This window comes from Gordonia sp. IITR100 (assembly GCF_002009645.1).
GTDB classification, from domain to species: domain Bacteria; phylum Actinomycetota; class Actinomycetes; order Mycobacteriales; family Mycobacteriaceae; genus Gordonia; species Gordonia hongkongensis.
The window spans coordinates 550,086-564,312 of record NZ_MVKV01000002.1 but is presented as its reverse complement, the minus strand read 5'-3'; the positions used below and the strand labels follow the sequence as shown (position 1 = coordinate 564,312).

Sequence of the window (14,227 nt, the reverse complement as noted above, 5' to 3'; positions counted from 1 at the left end):
TGTGTGGGTGACGATCTGGTGGTCGACGGTGTTGCGGATCAAGCGCAGCGTCTCGAGGGCGTCGAATGTTGCTCTGCTGGTTGGGTCGTCGGCGGGTGGGGTGGTTTCGATGAGCTGATCGAGGAGGGTGGCGAGCTCGGGCATGACTCCAAGGTACCGGAACATTCGTTCGATTTCGAGGGAATTCCACAGGCCGAGAACCACGAATTCATCGACTGTGCAGCATATTTCGTCGTCTGTGCGTCGATTCGCGTTGGGTGGGCGTGGATTGTTGACAAGGTGTACTCCAGTCACACTCGTCCCGCATTTCGGTTCACGTTCGATCGGCCTGATTGCGAGCGGTTTTGAGTTCGGCCTGGGGTGTAGACCCCTTCGAGGCTCGTCGCTTGCGCTCGTCGCGCCTCGGGGGACGGAGGGGGTCGGTGCTTGCGCTTCTCCCGTCTCGGGGAGCGGGGGAGGGTTCGTTTCTTGCACCTCAGTAAGTACGGCCTGGCGGCCGTTGTGGACTACGAAAAACACTCGTGAGCGTCCAGACTTCTGCTTGCTGAGGTGCGAGCGAAGCGAGCCACGAAGGGCTCGCAAGGTGCCTCATCAGGGCCCTTCGTGGCTCGTCGACCTCGACGCGCTCCTTCGTCGCTTGCTCGGCCCGGCGGCTTGCGCTCCTCGCACCTCAGGGACCAGGGGTTTGCGGTTCTTTCGGATCAGGAAGCATGCGTACGCTTCCCGCACCTCGGACGCGCAGGCGTCTTGTCGTGCACCTCGGTCGCAAGGGTTTGTCGCTTAGGGCGGCTGGATGTGTGTGAGATGCTCACCGATCGGGGGTGTGAAGAGATGACGAACAGCAACACAGCGCGGTCGGGTGGCGATGACGCCGGTGACGAGACACCGTTGAGACTCTTCGGTTTCGAGTACGACGGGGCCGGCTACCGCGCGGAGGTCCTCGACTACTCCGGATGTGATGTGACGACGGTGATCTCGGACGCCGATTACTTCTTCACCGATCAGGGCAAGTTGTGGTCGCTCGCTGTCGTCGTCGACGATCGAGCCGACCATGAGCGATTGGTGTGGCTGTCGGGGTACGACTATCGGGAGCCCGCTCGAACACGGGTCGAGCGGGCAGGGCGAGCCGAGATGCAGCTGCGATATCTCGCCTCCCGCTCCGCACAATCCCGACCTGTGGTGCTTCCCGACGGCCTGCGGCTCATCCGCATGTTCCCCGAGTGGAGCGCCGGACCACTCTGGGAGAGCTTCACCGAGAACTACCCCGCCGACCCATTGCGCCTGGGCCTCGACCCCGAGCTGGCAGCGGAGCTCACCGAGTGGAACGACGTGTGGAACGCGCGTCCACACGACGCCGACCTCGACGACGAACCCGGATGGACAGCCGCCGGAGTCGCGCTACACGCTCGCGTCCAGTCCGCGCTGGCCGGTGTCGCCGAGGTGGCCGCGCAGTTCGTGTTCTAGGCAACTTCCCACGGACGCGACCAGCGAAACCCCACGCCACAAGCACATCGCGCCGGATCCGTATGCATCCGGCGTAAGTTTTCCTCTCGGAGAGGAAAACTCTGGTCGCCGGGGTTCGCGATGTCTAGACATGCACGGTGACCTTGTTTGTGGACATCACCCCGGACGAAGCGGGTGGTGGGGCGGAGCGCACGTCGCCCGGCGGTTCGTCTCGCGCGCGATCGCTGTTGACCCGGGTGGGACTCCCGTTGCTCTCGGTGGTGCTGTTCGCCGCCGTGTGGCAGGTCGTCGCCGTCAGCGGGATCTGGAGTGAGACCTTCGTGCCGCGCCTGGGCACCGTGTGGCAGGCCTTTGTCGACATGTCCACGACGCACGACGGAGTCCGCGGCTATGCCGACTATTACTGGTGGGAACACCTGTACATGACGCTGCGCCGGGTCTTCGCAGGTGTGGCGATCGGCGTGATCCTCGGCGTGCTGCTTGGTCTGGCGATGGGAACGGTGGGGTGGTTCCGACGCCTGCTGGAACCGTGGCTCACGTTCCTGCGCGCTCTACCGCCGCTGGCCTACTTCTTCCTGTTGGTCATCTGGCTCGGCATCGACGAGGCGCCGAAGATCACGCTGCTGGCATTGGCCGCGCTACCGCCCGCGGCGGTGGCGACCACCGCCGCCGTCAGTGCCGCGCCGGTGAGTCTCATCGAGGCGGCGCGCGCGCTCGGGGCCTCGCGGTCCGAGGTGATCCGCGACGTCGTCGTACCGTCGGCGCTGCCCGAGACCTTCACCGGCGTAAGGCTTTCGGTCGGCATCGCGTATTCCTCCGTGGTCGCGGCCGAGCTGTTCAACGGCATCCCCGGAATCGGTGGCGTGGTCAAGGACGCCAGCAACTACAACAACACCCCCGTCGTCCTGGTCGGCATCATCGCCATCGGTCTGTCCGGACTGATCATCGACGGGCTCCTACGAACAATCGAGCACCGAGTGGTGCCGTGGCGCGGAAAGGCCTGAAAGACATGACAATCACACGCAAGAGGGCCGGTTCGTACCGGCTGCGCCGGTCGCGCTTCGGTGCGGTGCTCGGGATGATCGCCGCAGTGGCGCTGGTGCTCGCCGGTTGCTCGGTCGACAACTCCGGGGACGACAGCAAGCCGACGATCCGGCTCGCCTACCAGTCGTTCCCGAGCGGCGACCTGATCGTCAAGAACAACGGGTGGCTCGAAGAAGCGCTGCCGGACTACAACATCAAGTGGACCAAGTTCGACTCCGGTGCCGACATCAACACCGCGTTCGTCGCCAAAGAGGTCGACTTCGCCGCCATCGGCTCCAGCCCCGTGGCCCGTGGACTGTCCGCGCCGCTGAACATCCCGTACCAGGTGGCTTTCGTGCTCGACGTCGCCGGCGACAACGAGGCCCTTGTCGCGCGCAACGGAACCGGCATCGAGACCGTCGCCGATCTCAAGGGCAAGCGGGTGGCGACAGCGTTCGCCTCGACCGCCCACTACAGCCTGCTGGCCGCGCTGAACCAGGCCGGCGTGAACCCGAAGGACGTGAACCTGATCGATCTGCAGCCGCAGGCCTCGCTGGCGGCCTGGCAGCGCGGCGACGTCGACGCGGTCTACACCTGGCTGCCCACGCTCGACGAATTGCGCCAGGACGGAACGACTCTCATCGCCAGCCGGCAATTGGCCACCGCTGGCAAGCCCACGCTCGACCTCGGTGTGGTCTCCAGTGAATTCGCGACGGCGAACCCTGAGGTCGTGAACACCTGGCGGCAGGTCCAGGCCCGCGCGCTCACCCTCATCAAGGACGACCCGCAGGCCGCTGCCGACGCCGTCGCCGCACAGCTGGGCACGACCCCGGAGGATGCGGCCAACCAGTTGAAGCAGGGCACCTTCCTCACCGTCGCGGAGCTGACCAGTCCGACGTGGCTCGGTACCCAGGGCAACCCGGGCAATCTCTCCGAGAACCTACACAGCGCGGCGGTGTTCCTCGCCGAGCAGCAGCAGATCCCGGCCGCACCGCCGATCGAGACCTTCCGCGAGGCCATCTACACAGAGGGATTGCCGGGTGTCCTCGAACAGCAGTAGTCCGCCGGACCGACCCGAGGGGCGACGCGTCTCGATCCGTCTGCACAACGTGTCCCAGAGGTACGGGACAGGTGCGGACGCCGTGACCGCGGTCGGCCCGGTCGACCTGGACGTCCCGCCGGGCGAGTTCCTGGTGCTGGTGGGTGCGTCCGGATGCGGCAAGTCCACCCTCCTGCGACTCATCGCCGGGTTCGAACCCGCGACGGTGGGGAGGGTGGAGGTGTCGGGAGGCGCCCCGGTACCCGGGGTGACCTCCGGAGTCGTCTTCCAGCAACCGCGCCTGTTCCCGTGGAAGACGGTGGGCGGCAACGTCGATCTCGCGCTCAAGTACGCGAAGGTCCCCAAATCCGAACGGGTGGCACGCCGCGCCGAACTCCTCGAACGCGTCGGTCTGGACGACACCGCCGGCCGGCGCATCTGGGAGATCTCCGGCGGGCAACAGCAGCGGGTGGCCATCGCCCGTGCGCTGGCGGCCGATACGCCGTTGCTGCTGCTCGACGAGCCGTTCGCGGCGCTGGACGCCCTCACGCGGGAACGGTTGCAGGAGGATGTGCGGGCGGTGAGCGCGGACAGCGGACGCACCAACGTCTTCGTCACCCACAGCGCCGACGAGGCAGCGTTCCTGGGAAGTCGGATCATCGTGCTCACCAAACGACCGGGACAGGTCGCACTGGACCTCACCTCGACGTTGCCGCGCACCGGCGTCGAACCCGACGAACTACGCGGTTCACCCGAATACGCCGCCCTGCGCGCCGAGATCGGTGCCGCGGTGAAGGAGGCCGCCGTGAAAGATGCTGAGGTGAAGGATGCCGCGGTCGCATGAGCGGCCGGGCCTTTTCCTCAGCGTGGGCTCAACCCTGTGCGGTGGCGCGGCGTCCGGTTAGGAAGTGGGGGTGTCCTCCGTTCCAGCGTCGTCCGCCACCGCAGTGGCTTCGACTCGGCTCGTCGACCTCGACGCGCTCCTTCGTCGCTTGCTCGGCCCGGCGGCTCCGCTCCTCGCCGGCTCAACCAGCGGAAATACGCGAGGCGCGTTCGGCTCGATCAGCGCACACCAGGGCACCCTCCACTCGATGAACTGGGCGGACGGATCGCACCACGGTTCGCCGCCGGCGCACCCCGCTCCGACCCCCGCCTTCATCGACCTGGAGAACAATCCTCATGACCACCACCTCTCACCCCGTCGCCACCACGCACCGTCCTGACGCCGGAACCATCTCCGGCGGAGTCGAATTCGACATCGACGAGTTCGGCCCGAGTTTCGGTGCCGAGATCCGCGGCGTCGATGTCGCATCCGCCACCGACGCACAGGTGTCCGCGTTGCGCCGGGCGCTGATCGACTACAAGGTCATCGTCCTGCGCGATCAGCACCTCGACGACGAGGCGCACATCCGGTTCGGAAATCGGCTGGGAGACCTGACCTTCGGGCATCCGGTGTGGAACAGCGGCGACGTCCCCGGCGAGGTCTACTCGCTCGACAGCGCCGACAACGGCTTCGCCGACGTGTGGCACACCGATGTCACCTTCATGCCGCGTCCGCCGATGGGCTCGATCCTGCGTCCGGTTGTGTTGCCGCGCAACGGCGGTGACACCAACTGGGCGGACGCCGAGCTCGCGTACCAGTCGCTGTCGGAACCGGTTCGGCGGATGATCGACGGACTCAGCGCGGTACACGACGGCAACCGCGAATTCGGTTACTACCTCAAGCAACGACGCAACGGCCGCGGCAACACCTGGGACGGTGAGGAGGTCACCGAGCTGGTGCCGGTCACCCATCCGGTGGTGCGCATCCATCCCGAGACGGGCCGGAAGTCGTTGTTCGTCAATCCCGGTTTCACGTCGCACATCGACGGCGTCTCCGAGGCGGAGAGCCGCGGCATCCTGGACCTGCTCTACGCACACCTCACCAAGCCCGAACACATCGTCCGGCACCGTTGGCGTCTCGGCGATCTCGTCCTCTGGGACAACCGGAACACGCTGCACTACGCGAACCGCGACTACGGCGACGCCCGCCGGGTGATGCACCGGATCACCCTGCGCGGCGAGGCGCCCATCGGACCTGCCTGACCGCGACGTCCCGACGATCCCGAACTCCCACCATCGGCCACCCGGCCGGCGGTGGGAGTTCTCGTATGCCACTCAGTGCGTCGTACACGAGCCGGGACCAGCTTATTCAACCGAGGGGTTGACAAGGTCGACGATCCGGCGCACCATCGTATTCAACCAAACGGTTGAGGAGGTCGGATGGCAGACGAGTTGTCCAAGGTGTTCGCCGCACTCGCGGACCCGACGCGGCGCGACATGGTTGCGCGGCTGGCGGTCTCGGATGCGACGGTCAGCCAACTCGCCGAACCGTACGACGTCAGCATCCAGGCCATCTCGAAGCACCTGAAGGTGCTGCAGGACGCCGGCCTGGTGACCCGAACCCGGGAGGCCCAAACCCGTCCGGTCCATCTGGAAGCAGAGGTGTTCGACCTCATGACCAAATGGATCGAGCGGTACCGGAAGCGGGCGGAGGAGCGCTACCAGCGCCTCGACGCGTTGCTCGCCGAGATGAACGACGGCCCCGAGGCCCAGCATCCGACGGTGTCGGACCCCGAGGTCGAACAACCACTCCACAAGGAAGGAAAGGTGTCATGACCGCAACCCAGACCCGCTATCCCGAGGCCGCCATCGAAGCCGATCAGGAGGTGCCGCTGATCCGGATCACCCGCGACTTCCGCGGGACGCCCGCGCAGCTGATGAAGGCCCACACCGACCCCGAACTCTTCGTCCGGTGGGTCGGGCCGGACGCGATCAGCAGCCGGGTCATCGAGTGGGACGTCCGCGACGGCGGCAGCTGGAGCTATGTCTCCACCCACGAGGGGCAGGAGTTCGGATTCCGCGGGTGCTTCCACACCGTGGGCGAAGACAAGATCGTGCAGACGTTCACCTTCCTCGGCATGCCCGATGCGGTGTCGCTGGAGACCCTGTGGTTCGAGGATCTGGGCGACGGCACGACGCGGCTCCACGCCCAATCGCTGTGCGACAGCTTCGAAGCGCGCGACGGTTGGCTCGCCTCGGGCATGGAGGTCGGCGTGAACGAGGGATACGCCGCACTCGACCGCATGCTCACCGAGGGCGAGATCTGATCGTGTCTGGCGTGACCCTGCCGGAACTGGGTGCATCGTCGCGTCACCGAGAGGTGGCCTCCGACTTCGCGGAGGCCATCGCCGACGTCCGCGACTGGGAGGTGCCGACGCCGGTCGACGGGTGGGTGGTACGCGACGTCGTGGCCCACCTCGTCGACTGGTTCACCGGCTTCCTCGCCGCCGGTGGGGTGGCCCTGCCCGCGGGACCCGCTGTCGCCGACGATCCGGCCGGGGCGTGGTCACAGCACGCCGCCTCGGTGCAGGCACTCCTCGACGGACCGACCGCCGAGGACACGTTCACCCACCCGATGGCGGGCGAGCATCGACTTTTCGAGGCAATCGACCGGTTCTACACCGCCGACGTGTACATGCACACGTGGGATCTCGCCCGATCCCAGGGCGTCACCCCCGACCTCGACCCCGGATTCGCCGGACAACTGCTCGAGGGCATGGCGTCCATCGACGACATCCTCCGCAGTTCGGGTCAGTACGGTCCGAAGGTCGAGGTGGACGCCGATGCCGACCCGGTGAGTCGCCTCATGGGATTCATCGGCCGGGACCCGCGGTGGACGCCGGCGACGAGGAGTGATGACGAGCACGCGCTCGACAACGCGGAGTAGCCTCGATGAGGTGCCAGACGACAACTTCACCACGCATGGCTCCCAGTTGACCGAAACCCGGCATCCGTCACCCCGAACCCTGGGTGAACTGCGTGCCAGTGGTCACGTGCAGCGCAGTGTGCGCGACGAGATCCGCAACAACCTCCTGTCCGCACTCCGCGAGGGGCGCGACCCCTGGCCGGGCATCGTGGGCTTCGAGGCGACGGTCATCCCGCAGTTGGAACGGGCCCTGATCGCCGGCCACGACGTCGTCATGCTCGGCGAGCGCGGCCAGGGCAAGACCCGCATCCTGCGCACCCTCGTCGGGCTCCTCGACGAGTGGACGCCGGTCATCGCGGGTTCCGAGCTGGCCGAGCATCCCTACGAACCCATCACCCCCGGGTCGATTCGGAAGGCCGCCAACCTGCTCGATGATCTGCCGATCGAGTGGCGTCACCGTTCGCAGCGCTACAGCGAGAAGCTGGCCACGCCGGACACCTCCGTGGCCGACCTCGTCGGTGACATCGACCCGATGAAGGTCGCCGAGGGTCGCAGCCTCGGCGACCCGGAGACGATCCACTTCGGGCTCATCCCGCGCTCGCACCGCGGCATCGTGGCCATCAACGAGCTGCCCGACCTCGCCGAGCGCATCCAGGTGTCGATGCTGAACGTGATGGAGGAGCGCGACATCCAGGTCCGCGGGTACACCCTGCGACTGCCGCTCGACGTCCTGGTGATGGCCAGTGCCAACCCCGAGGACTACACCAACCGCGGCCGGATCATCACCCCGCTCAAGGATCGCTTCGGCGCCGAGATCCGGACGCACTACCCGCTCGAGCTCGACGACGAGGTGTCGGTGATCGAGCAGGAGGCGGATCTGACCGCCAGCGTCCCGACCTTCATCACCGAGATCCTGGCGCGGTTCACCCGCTACGCCCGTGACCACCCGTCGATCGACCAGCGATCGGGAGTTTCCGCCCGCTTCTCGATCGCCGGTGCCGAAACCGTTGCGGCCGCGGCGCTTCACCGGGCGACGGTGACGGGCGAGGACCAGGCGGTGGCACGCGTGGTCGATCTCGAGTCGGTGATCGAGGTGCTGCGCGGCAAGATCGAGTTCGAGTCCGGCGAAGAGGGCCGGGAACTCGAGATCCTCGAGCACCTGATGCGCAAGTCCATCGCCGACGCGGTGCGTGCCCACCTCGGCGGCGTCGACATGGCGCCGCTCGTCGCCGCCCTCGAGAACGGCGAGCCGGTGGTCACCGGTGACCGGGTGCGTGCCGACGACCTGCTGGGTTCCATCCCGTCGCCGGACACCACCTCCGGCGTTCTGGACCAGATCGCCGAGCGCCTCGAAGCGGACTCGGACGGGGAGCGTGCCAGTGCGGTCGAGCTCGCGCTCGAGGGACTCTTCCTCGCCCGTCGGATCGGCAAGGAGGCCGACGAGACCGGGCAGACCATCTACGGGTGACCCTTCGTGGCTCGCTTCGCTCGCACCTCAGGGGGCAGGGGCTCGCTGCGAGAGCGAGAGTGCAGGAACCGCCTTTGCTCCCTGAGGTGCGAGGAGCGTTAGCGACGAGCCACGAAGGGTTCGCGACAAACGAGGAGAACACATGGCGCGCAAGAGCTTCCACCGTTCGCGCTACCAGCGGTACAGCGGCGGACCCGATCCGCTCGCGCCGCCGGTCGATCTGCGCGAGGCGTTGGAGACGATCGGCGACGATGTCATGGCCGGCGCGTCGCCGCAGCGGGCGCTCCGAGAGATGCTGCGTCGCGGGACACCGAACATGCGCGGACTCGACAAGTTGCGCGAGCAGATCAACCGTCGCCGGCAGGAACTGCTGAAGAAGCGCAACCTCGACGGCACCTTCGCCGAGATCCGTGAACTCCTCGACCGTGCGGTACTCGAGGAGCGCAAGCAACTCGCCCGCGATCTCGACGACGACGCCCGCTTCGCCGAGATGCAGATCGGAAGTCTGCCGCCGTCGACCGCCCAGGCCGTCGAAGAGCTGTCGGAGTACAACTGGCGCAGTCCGCAGGCGCGTGAGGACTACGACAAGATCAAGGACCTGCTCGGCCGGGAGTTGCTCGACCAGCGCTTCGCCGGCATGAAGGAAGCGCTCGAGGGGGCGAACGAGCAGGATCGGCAACGGATCTCGGAGATGCTCGGCGACCTCAACGAGCTCCTCGCCGCGCACAACCGGGGCGAGGACACCACCGAGGCATTCGACGAGTTCATGGCCAAGCACGGTGAGTTCTTCCCGGAGAACCCGCGCAACACCGAGGAACTCATCGATTCCCTCGCCCAGCGCGCGGCCGCGGCCCAACAGTTCTACAACTCGCTGACCCCTGAGCAGCGCGCCGAGCTCGACCAGCTGGCGCAGCAGGCGTTCGGGTCGCCGGACCTCATGAACCAACTGGCGCAGATGGATTCGCAGCTCCGGGCGGCTCGACCGGGTCTGGACTGGGACGACGCGCAGTCGTTCTCCGGCGACCAGCCGATGGGACTGGGCGAGGGGGCCGCGGCACTACGCGACATCTCCGAACTCGAGGCGCTCTCCGAGCAGCTGTCACAGCAGTATGCCGGCGCGCAGATGGACGACATCGATCTCGACGCGCTCGCCCGGCAGCTCGGCGACGACGCGGCGGTCGACGCGAGAATGCTGGCCGAGCTCGAGAAGGCGCTGTCCGAGCAAGGCTTCTTCGACCGCACCGCAGACGGTCAGCTCCGGCTGAGTCCGAAAGCGATGCGCCAGCTCGGTCAGTCGATCTTCCGCGACATCGCCGAGCAGCTGTCGGGCCGCCGGGGCGATCGCCAGACCCGCCAGACCGGACTGCTCGGCGAGCCTACCGGCGCTTCCCGGGAGTGGGAATTCGGCGACACCGACCCCTGGGACGTCACCCGGACCGTGTCGAATGCGGTGCTGCGCACCGTGTCCGAGACACACGAACCGTCGCTCGCGACGTCGGAGATGGCGCGATCGGGAGTGCGTATCGACGTCCGCGACGTCGAGGTCTCGGAGACCGAGAGCCGTACGCAGGCAGCGGTGGTCCTGCTCGTGGACACGTCCTTCTCGATGGAGATGGAGGGCCGGTGGACGCCGATGAAGCGCACCGCGATCGCCCTGAATCATCTGATCTCCACGCGCTTCCGCAGCGACGAACTCCACCTCATCGCGTTCGGAAGATACGCGCGGTCGATCGACATCGCCGAGCTCACCGGTCTGCAACCGCGGATGGAGCAGGGGACCAACCTGCATCACGCACTGTTGCTCGCCCAGCGGCACCTCCGGCGGTTCCCGAATGCGCAGCCGGTGGTCCTGGTGGTCACCGACGGAGAGCCGACCGCGCATCTCGATCCGAGTGGGGAACCGTTCTTCTTCTATCCGCCGCACCCGCAGACCATCGCGCTGACGGTTCGGGAACTCGACCATGTCGCGCGAATCGGCGCCCAGGTCACGTTCTTCCGTCTCGGCGAGGATCCCGGGCTGGCCCACTTCATGGATCAGATCGCCCGCCGGATCGGCGGACGCGTGGTGGCGCCGGACGTCGACGGTCTCGGTGCCGCCGTGGTCGGCGACTATCTGCGGGCCCGGAAGGGGCGTCGGCGCGGCTGATCGACGCCCCGTCGATGAGCGCCGCGGCGACGTCGGCGCGAATGTGTCGGCGCGAGAATGTCAGACGGTCTTCGGCTTTCGGCCGGCGATGATCCAGAGCACGATGCCCACCAGTGCGAGCAGGCCGCCGAAACCGCCGCCGACAACGGCCAGCAGCACGCCGCCGACGCCGCGGAGGATGCCGGACGCGTCGATGGATGCGACGACGGCCGGCGAATCGCACTGGAACGAGTAGGTGCCGGATTCCACGACCTCGAACGAATCGAACGATTCGACCCCGGAACCGTCGAAGGTGAACTCGGTCGTCGAGTTCGTACCCGACGCCAGCGCAGCGGGACCGGTGATCTCGCAGGCGGGTACGCCGTTCGTGCTGCTGCTGCTGAACAACTGGAACTCGTCACCGGCGTCGTAGTACTGCTCGGCGGTGGGGTTGACCTCGAACGCCTTGTCGGCCACGTTCCCGATACCGGCGATCGCCATGACCACCCCGACGGTGACCGACAGGACCAGGATCAGCACACCGAGCAGGGTCAGGATCTTGCCCCACCGTCGCATCCCGGCGCGGTCCTTGCGCGGGGGAGGGGGCGGTGGATACCCGCCGTACGCGGCGGGTTGTCCGAAGCCGCCCGACGGCGCGTACCCGCTGTCCGGGTAGGGCGGCTGCTGGGGATGCGATTGGCCGTACGGCGACTGGTAACCCGAGGGCGTCGGTCCCGGTCGGCCGTCGCCGGGCTGCCCGGGATCGTAGGGCTGGCTCATCTTCGCCTCCGATGTACGCCGGTCGGCCGTCCCGCCCGGACTCGTTGAATTATGCCGCTCGGCCGGGTCTTTCGTCGGGCAGTTGGCCAGAGGGGTCGTCGATGCGAGGTACCGGCCCGACGACTCCTCGGGGTCGTCTCCGGGGAAAGATCAGGGTGGTCGTGCCGGACTCGGGCAACTAGGGTTTCCAGACGTGACCCAACCCGGCGATTCACCGATGCCCGACGACCGGCGTGCCCGACTCCGCGCCGCGGATGCGGACCGCGAACTGGTCCACGAGATCCTCTCCGCCGCCATGGCGCACGGCAGCCTGTCCCCGGTCGAGTACGAGGAGCGGGCCGGAAAAGCGGTCCTCGCGAAGACCTTTGGTGACCTCGACGCCCTGACCGACGACCTCCCGGTGGCACAACTCGGCGTCGCGATGCCTGCGGCCAGCCTGTCTCCGGGCCCGCGGGTGACGGGCGGCAGCGCGGACACGGCCGTCCGCCACCGGTTGGCCATCATGTCCGGGAGCGAGCTGTCCGGGACGGCGGTGGTCGCCGATCAACTCACCGCCACCGCCATCATGGGCGGGGTCGAACTGGACCTTCGCGAGGTGGAGTTCACCGCGCCGGTGCTGACGGTCCAGTGCGTGGCGATCATGGGCGGGGTCGAGATCAAGATGCCCGACGGAGTGACCGTCGAGATCGGGGGACTGGGCATCATGGGCGGATTCAGCGGCCGGTCGCGAAAGGCGTCCCGGCCCGGCGCGCCAGTGGTACGGGTGACCGGACTGGCGCTGATGGGCGGCGTCGACGTCAAGTACGTGCCCCGGGAGGAGCCCGACGACTGAGGAAGTTCAGGCGAGCAGCAGGGCGATGATCATGATGGTGGGTATCGACGTGAGCGTCGTGATCAGTGCCGTGTCCCGGGCGAGGATCTGGCCGCGCCGGTAACGGGTCGCGTACACCAGGACATTCTGCGCGGTCGGCAACGCCGCGATGATCACCTGCGCGAACAACGCCTCACCGGTCTGCCCGAATCCCCAACGGGCGATGGCGTAGACGGCCAGCGGCATGACGATCATCTTCAGCACGCTTGCCAGTGCGATGTCGCGGCGGGGGCTCGCACCCTTCTTGAACACCGCGACGCCGGTGAGCGACAGGCCGAATGCCAGCAGCGCCGCCGGCACGGAGGCGTCACCGAGCATCTTCACCGGGGACATCACGGCCGCGGGCGGGCTCCAGCCGATCAGCGAGACCGACAGACCGGCGAGTCCGCCGACGACGATCGGATTGGTGATCGGCGCGACGAGCGAGTCCCGCAGCAGCGATCTTCCCGAATCCCGGTCCAGCGCGGTGAGATCCAGCGCGAGCAACGCGATCGGTGAGTAGATCAGGATCTGGAACAGCAGCAGCGGCGCGATGAACGACGCGTCGTCGAGAACGAAGATCGCGATCGGAAGACCCAGATTGACGCTGTTGACATACGACGACGACAGGCCGCCGATCACGAGTTCGGGAACCGCGCGTCGAAACCACAGTTTGGCGACGACGACGTACAGCGCACCGATCAGAAACGCGCTGCCGCCCGCGATCACCAGCGTCGACGAGAAGACAACCGACAGATCGGAGGTGACCATGGAGTGGAACAGCAGCGCCGGTGTGAAGACGAAGAACACCAGGCGGGAAAGGACTTCGTGGGCGTGGTCGCCGATGACACGCGTGCGCCCGAGGAGATATCCCACCCCGACTACAATGAAGATCACCGTGAAGCCGGAGATGACGCCAGACACCGGTTGAGTCTAATCGTTAGGCTGGTGAACACATCGTGTCGGATCTACATGGGGGTTGTGCGTGAGTTATCCACCGGGACAGGGCTCGGGCCAGGGCCAGGACGACTGGGGTACGGTGCCGAGCTCGGGGTCCTCGGGCAACTCGGGTCCCAACCTCTCCAAGGGTGACCAGGGCCAGGGTGCCGCACCCGAGTACGCGCCGACCGAGTACGGCCAGACCTACCAGCCGGGTCCGTCGTCGGACCCCTACGGCCAGAACGTCTACGGGCAGAACCCGTATGGTCAGGAGCAGTACGGCCAGAGTCCGTACGGATCGCCGGCCGGCAACCAGGGCTACGGGACGCCGAGCCAGGATCCCTACGCACAGCCGCCGGGTGGGTCCTACGGTCAGGTCAACGATCCCTACCAGGCGCCGGCGTACGGCGGCGCGTACGGGTCGCAGAACCCCTACGGCGCGGCACCCTACGGCGGCGGTTACGGATACGCGCCGCCGCAGAAGACCAACGGCAAGGCGATCGCGGCCTTGATCTGTGGCATCGTCGGCGTCGTCTCGCTGATCGCCTGCTTGTTCTTCTCGTTCTTCCTGTCGATACCGGTCGGCATCGCGGCCGTCGTGCTGGGGTTCATGGCGCGACGTGACATCGAACAGTCCGGTGGCACGCAGAGTGGTTCGGGGATGGGCCTGGCGGGGATCATCACCGGCGCGCTCGCCATCGTCGGTGGCGTGGTGTGGACCGTTCTGTTCATCGTCCTGATCGTCGCCGGCGACACGAGCTCCTCCACCTACTACTACTGAACGAATTTCG

14 protein-coding genes and 1 pseudogene are annotated in these 14,227 nt (G+C 67.1%); 12 read left to right on the top strand and 3 right to left on the bottom strand.

Annotation, left to right across the window (positions count from 1 at the left end):
• Nucleotides 1-165, bottom strand: a pseudogene (locus B1818_RS24375) (HNH endonuclease); the annotation flags it as partial.
• A gap of 666 nt (nucleotides 166-831) precedes the next feature.
• Between B1818_RS24375 and B1818_RS06385 the strand changes: the two are divergent.
• From B1818_RS06385 to B1818_RS06335, 10 genes are all read left to right on the top strand, one after another.
• Nucleotides 832-1,464 carry a hypothetical protein gene (locus tag B1818_RS06385; protein WP_078112197.1) on the top strand — a complete coding sequence of 211 codons (633 nt, stop codon included), beginning with the start codon at nucleotides 832-834 and terminating at the stop codon, nucleotides 1,462-1,464.
• Between the two features lie 137 nt (nucleotides 1,465-1,601).
• Complete coding sequence (locus B1818_RS06380; RefSeq protein ID WP_078112196.1) at nucleotides 1,602-2,468, top strand: ABC transporter permease; 867 nt, start codon at nucleotides 1,602-1,604, stop codon at nucleotides 2,466-2,468.
• 5 nt (nucleotides 2,469-2,473) lie between these two features.
• Entirely contained in the window at nucleotides 2,474-3,547 is a 1,074-nt protein-coding gene (locus tag B1818_RS06375; protein ID WP_078112224.1) for an ABC transporter substrate-binding protein, read from the top strand.
• Nucleotides 3,528-4,370, top strand: coding sequence for an ABC transporter ATP-binding protein (locus B1818_RS06370; protein WP_078112195.1), 843 nt, complete (start codon nucleotides 3,528-3,530; stop codon nucleotides 4,368-4,370). Before B1818_RS06375 ends, B1818_RS06370 begins: the two co-directional genes overlap by 20 nt.
• Nucleotides 4,371-4,705: 335 nt before the next feature.
• On the top strand, nucleotides 4,706-5,611 hold the full coding sequence (locus tag B1818_RS06360; protein WP_058251518.1) for a TauD/TfdA family dioxygenase: 906 nt from the start codon (nucleotides 4,706-4,708) through the stop codon (nucleotides 5,609-5,611).
• A gap of 177 nt (nucleotides 5,612-5,788) precedes the next feature.
• On the top strand, nucleotides 5,789-6,184 hold the full coding sequence (locus B1818_RS06355; protein ID WP_078112193.1) for a helix-turn-helix transcriptional regulator: 396 nt from the start codon (nucleotides 5,789-5,791) through the stop codon (nucleotides 6,182-6,184).
• Nucleotides 6,181-6,675 (top strand): SRPBCC domain-containing protein, encoded by a 495-nt coding sequence (locus B1818_RS06350; protein WP_058251516.1) that lies wholly within the window; start codon nucleotides 6,181-6,183, stop codon nucleotides 6,673-6,675. Before B1818_RS06355 ends, B1818_RS06350 begins: the two co-directional genes overlap by 4 nt.
• Before the next feature lie 11 nt (nucleotides 6,676-6,686).
• A complete protein-coding gene (locus B1818_RS06345) occupies nucleotides 6,687-7,295 on the top strand; it encodes a maleylpyruvate isomerase N-terminal domain-containing protein (protein ID WP_078112192.1) in 609 nt (202 codons plus the stop codon).
• A complete protein-coding gene (locus B1818_RS06340; RefSeq protein ID WP_078112191.1) occupies nucleotides 7,264-8,742 on the top strand; it encodes a sigma 54-interacting transcriptional regulator in 1,479 nt (492 codons plus the stop codon). Before B1818_RS06345 ends, B1818_RS06340 begins: the two co-directional genes overlap by 32 nt.
• Nucleotides 8,743-8,884: 142 nt before the next feature.
• Nucleotides 8,885-10,888, top strand: coding sequence for a VWA domain-containing protein (locus B1818_RS06335; RefSeq protein ID WP_058251514.1), 2,004 nt, complete (start codon nucleotides 8,885-8,887; stop codon nucleotides 10,886-10,888).
• Between the two features lie 60 nt (nucleotides 10,889-10,948).
• Here the strand turns inward: B1818_RS06335 and B1818_RS06330 are convergent, their stop codons facing one another.
• On the bottom strand, nucleotides 10,949-11,647 hold the full coding sequence (locus B1818_RS06330) for a hypothetical protein (RefSeq protein WP_058251513.1): 699 nt from the start codon (nucleotides 11,645-11,647) through the stop codon (nucleotides 10,949-10,951).
• A gap of 193 nt (nucleotides 11,648-11,840) precedes the next feature.
• On the opposite strand from B1818_RS06330, the gene B1818_RS06325 reads away from it, so the two are divergent.
• Entirely contained in the window at nucleotides 11,841-12,479 is a 639-nt protein-coding gene (locus B1818_RS06325; RefSeq protein ID WP_175404315.1) for a DUF1707 domain-containing protein, read from the top strand.
• A 6-nt stretch (nucleotides 12,480-12,485) separates the two neighbouring features.
• Here B1818_RS06325 and B1818_RS06320 read toward each other — a convergent pair whose 3' ends face one another.
• Nucleotides 12,486-13,421: an AEC family transporter gene (locus tag B1818_RS06320; RefSeq protein ID WP_058251512.1), complete on the bottom strand. Its 936-nt coding sequence runs from the start codon at nucleotides 13,419-13,421 to the stop codon at nucleotides 12,486-12,488.
• A 61-nt stretch (nucleotides 13,422-13,482) separates the two neighbouring features.
• On the opposite strand from B1818_RS06320, the gene B1818_RS06315 reads away from it, so the two are divergent.
• The gene (locus B1818_RS06315) at nucleotides 13,483-14,217 is read left to right on the top strand and encodes a DUF4190 domain-containing protein (RefSeq protein ID WP_058251511.1); all 735 of its coding nucleotides are present in this window, start codon (nucleotides 13,483-13,485) and stop codon (nucleotides 14,215-14,217) included.
• The last annotated feature ends 10 nt before the right edge of the window (nucleotides 14,218-14,227 follow it).

Excerpts from the sequence above, each read along its gene's own strand:
- B1818_RS06350 (WP_058251516.1), top strand. The coding sequence starts at position 6,181 with ATGACCGCAACCCAGACCCGCTATCCCGAGGCCGCCATCGAAGCCGAT.
- B1818_RS06355 (WP_078112193.1), top strand. The coding sequence starts at position 5,789 with ATGGCAGACGAGTTGTCCAAGGTGTTCGCCGCACTCGCGGACCCGACG.
- B1818_RS06385 (WP_078112197.1), top strand. The coding sequence starts at position 832 with ATGACGAACAGCAACACAGCGCGGTCGGGTGGCGATGACGCCGGTGAC.
- B1818_RS06330 (WP_058251513.1), bottom strand. The coding sequence starts at position 11,647 with ATGAGCCAGCCCTACGATCCCGGGCAGCCCGGCGACGGCCGACCGGGA.
- B1818_RS06340 (WP_078112191.1), top strand. The coding sequence starts at position 7,264 with ATGACGAGCACGCGCTCGACAACGCGGAGTAGCCTCGATGAGGTGCCA.
- B1818_RS06360 (WP_058251518.1), top strand. The coding sequence starts at position 4,706 with ATGACCACCACCTCTCACCCCGTCGCCACCACGCACCGTCCTGACGCC.
- B1818_RS06335 (WP_058251514.1), top strand. The coding sequence starts at position 8,885 with ATGGCGCGCAAGAGCTTCCACCGTTCGCGCTACCAGCGGTACAGCGGC.
- B1818_RS06375 (WP_078112224.1), top strand. The coding sequence starts at position 2,474 with ATGACAATCACACGCAAGAGGGCCGGTTCGTACCGGCTGCGCCGGTCG.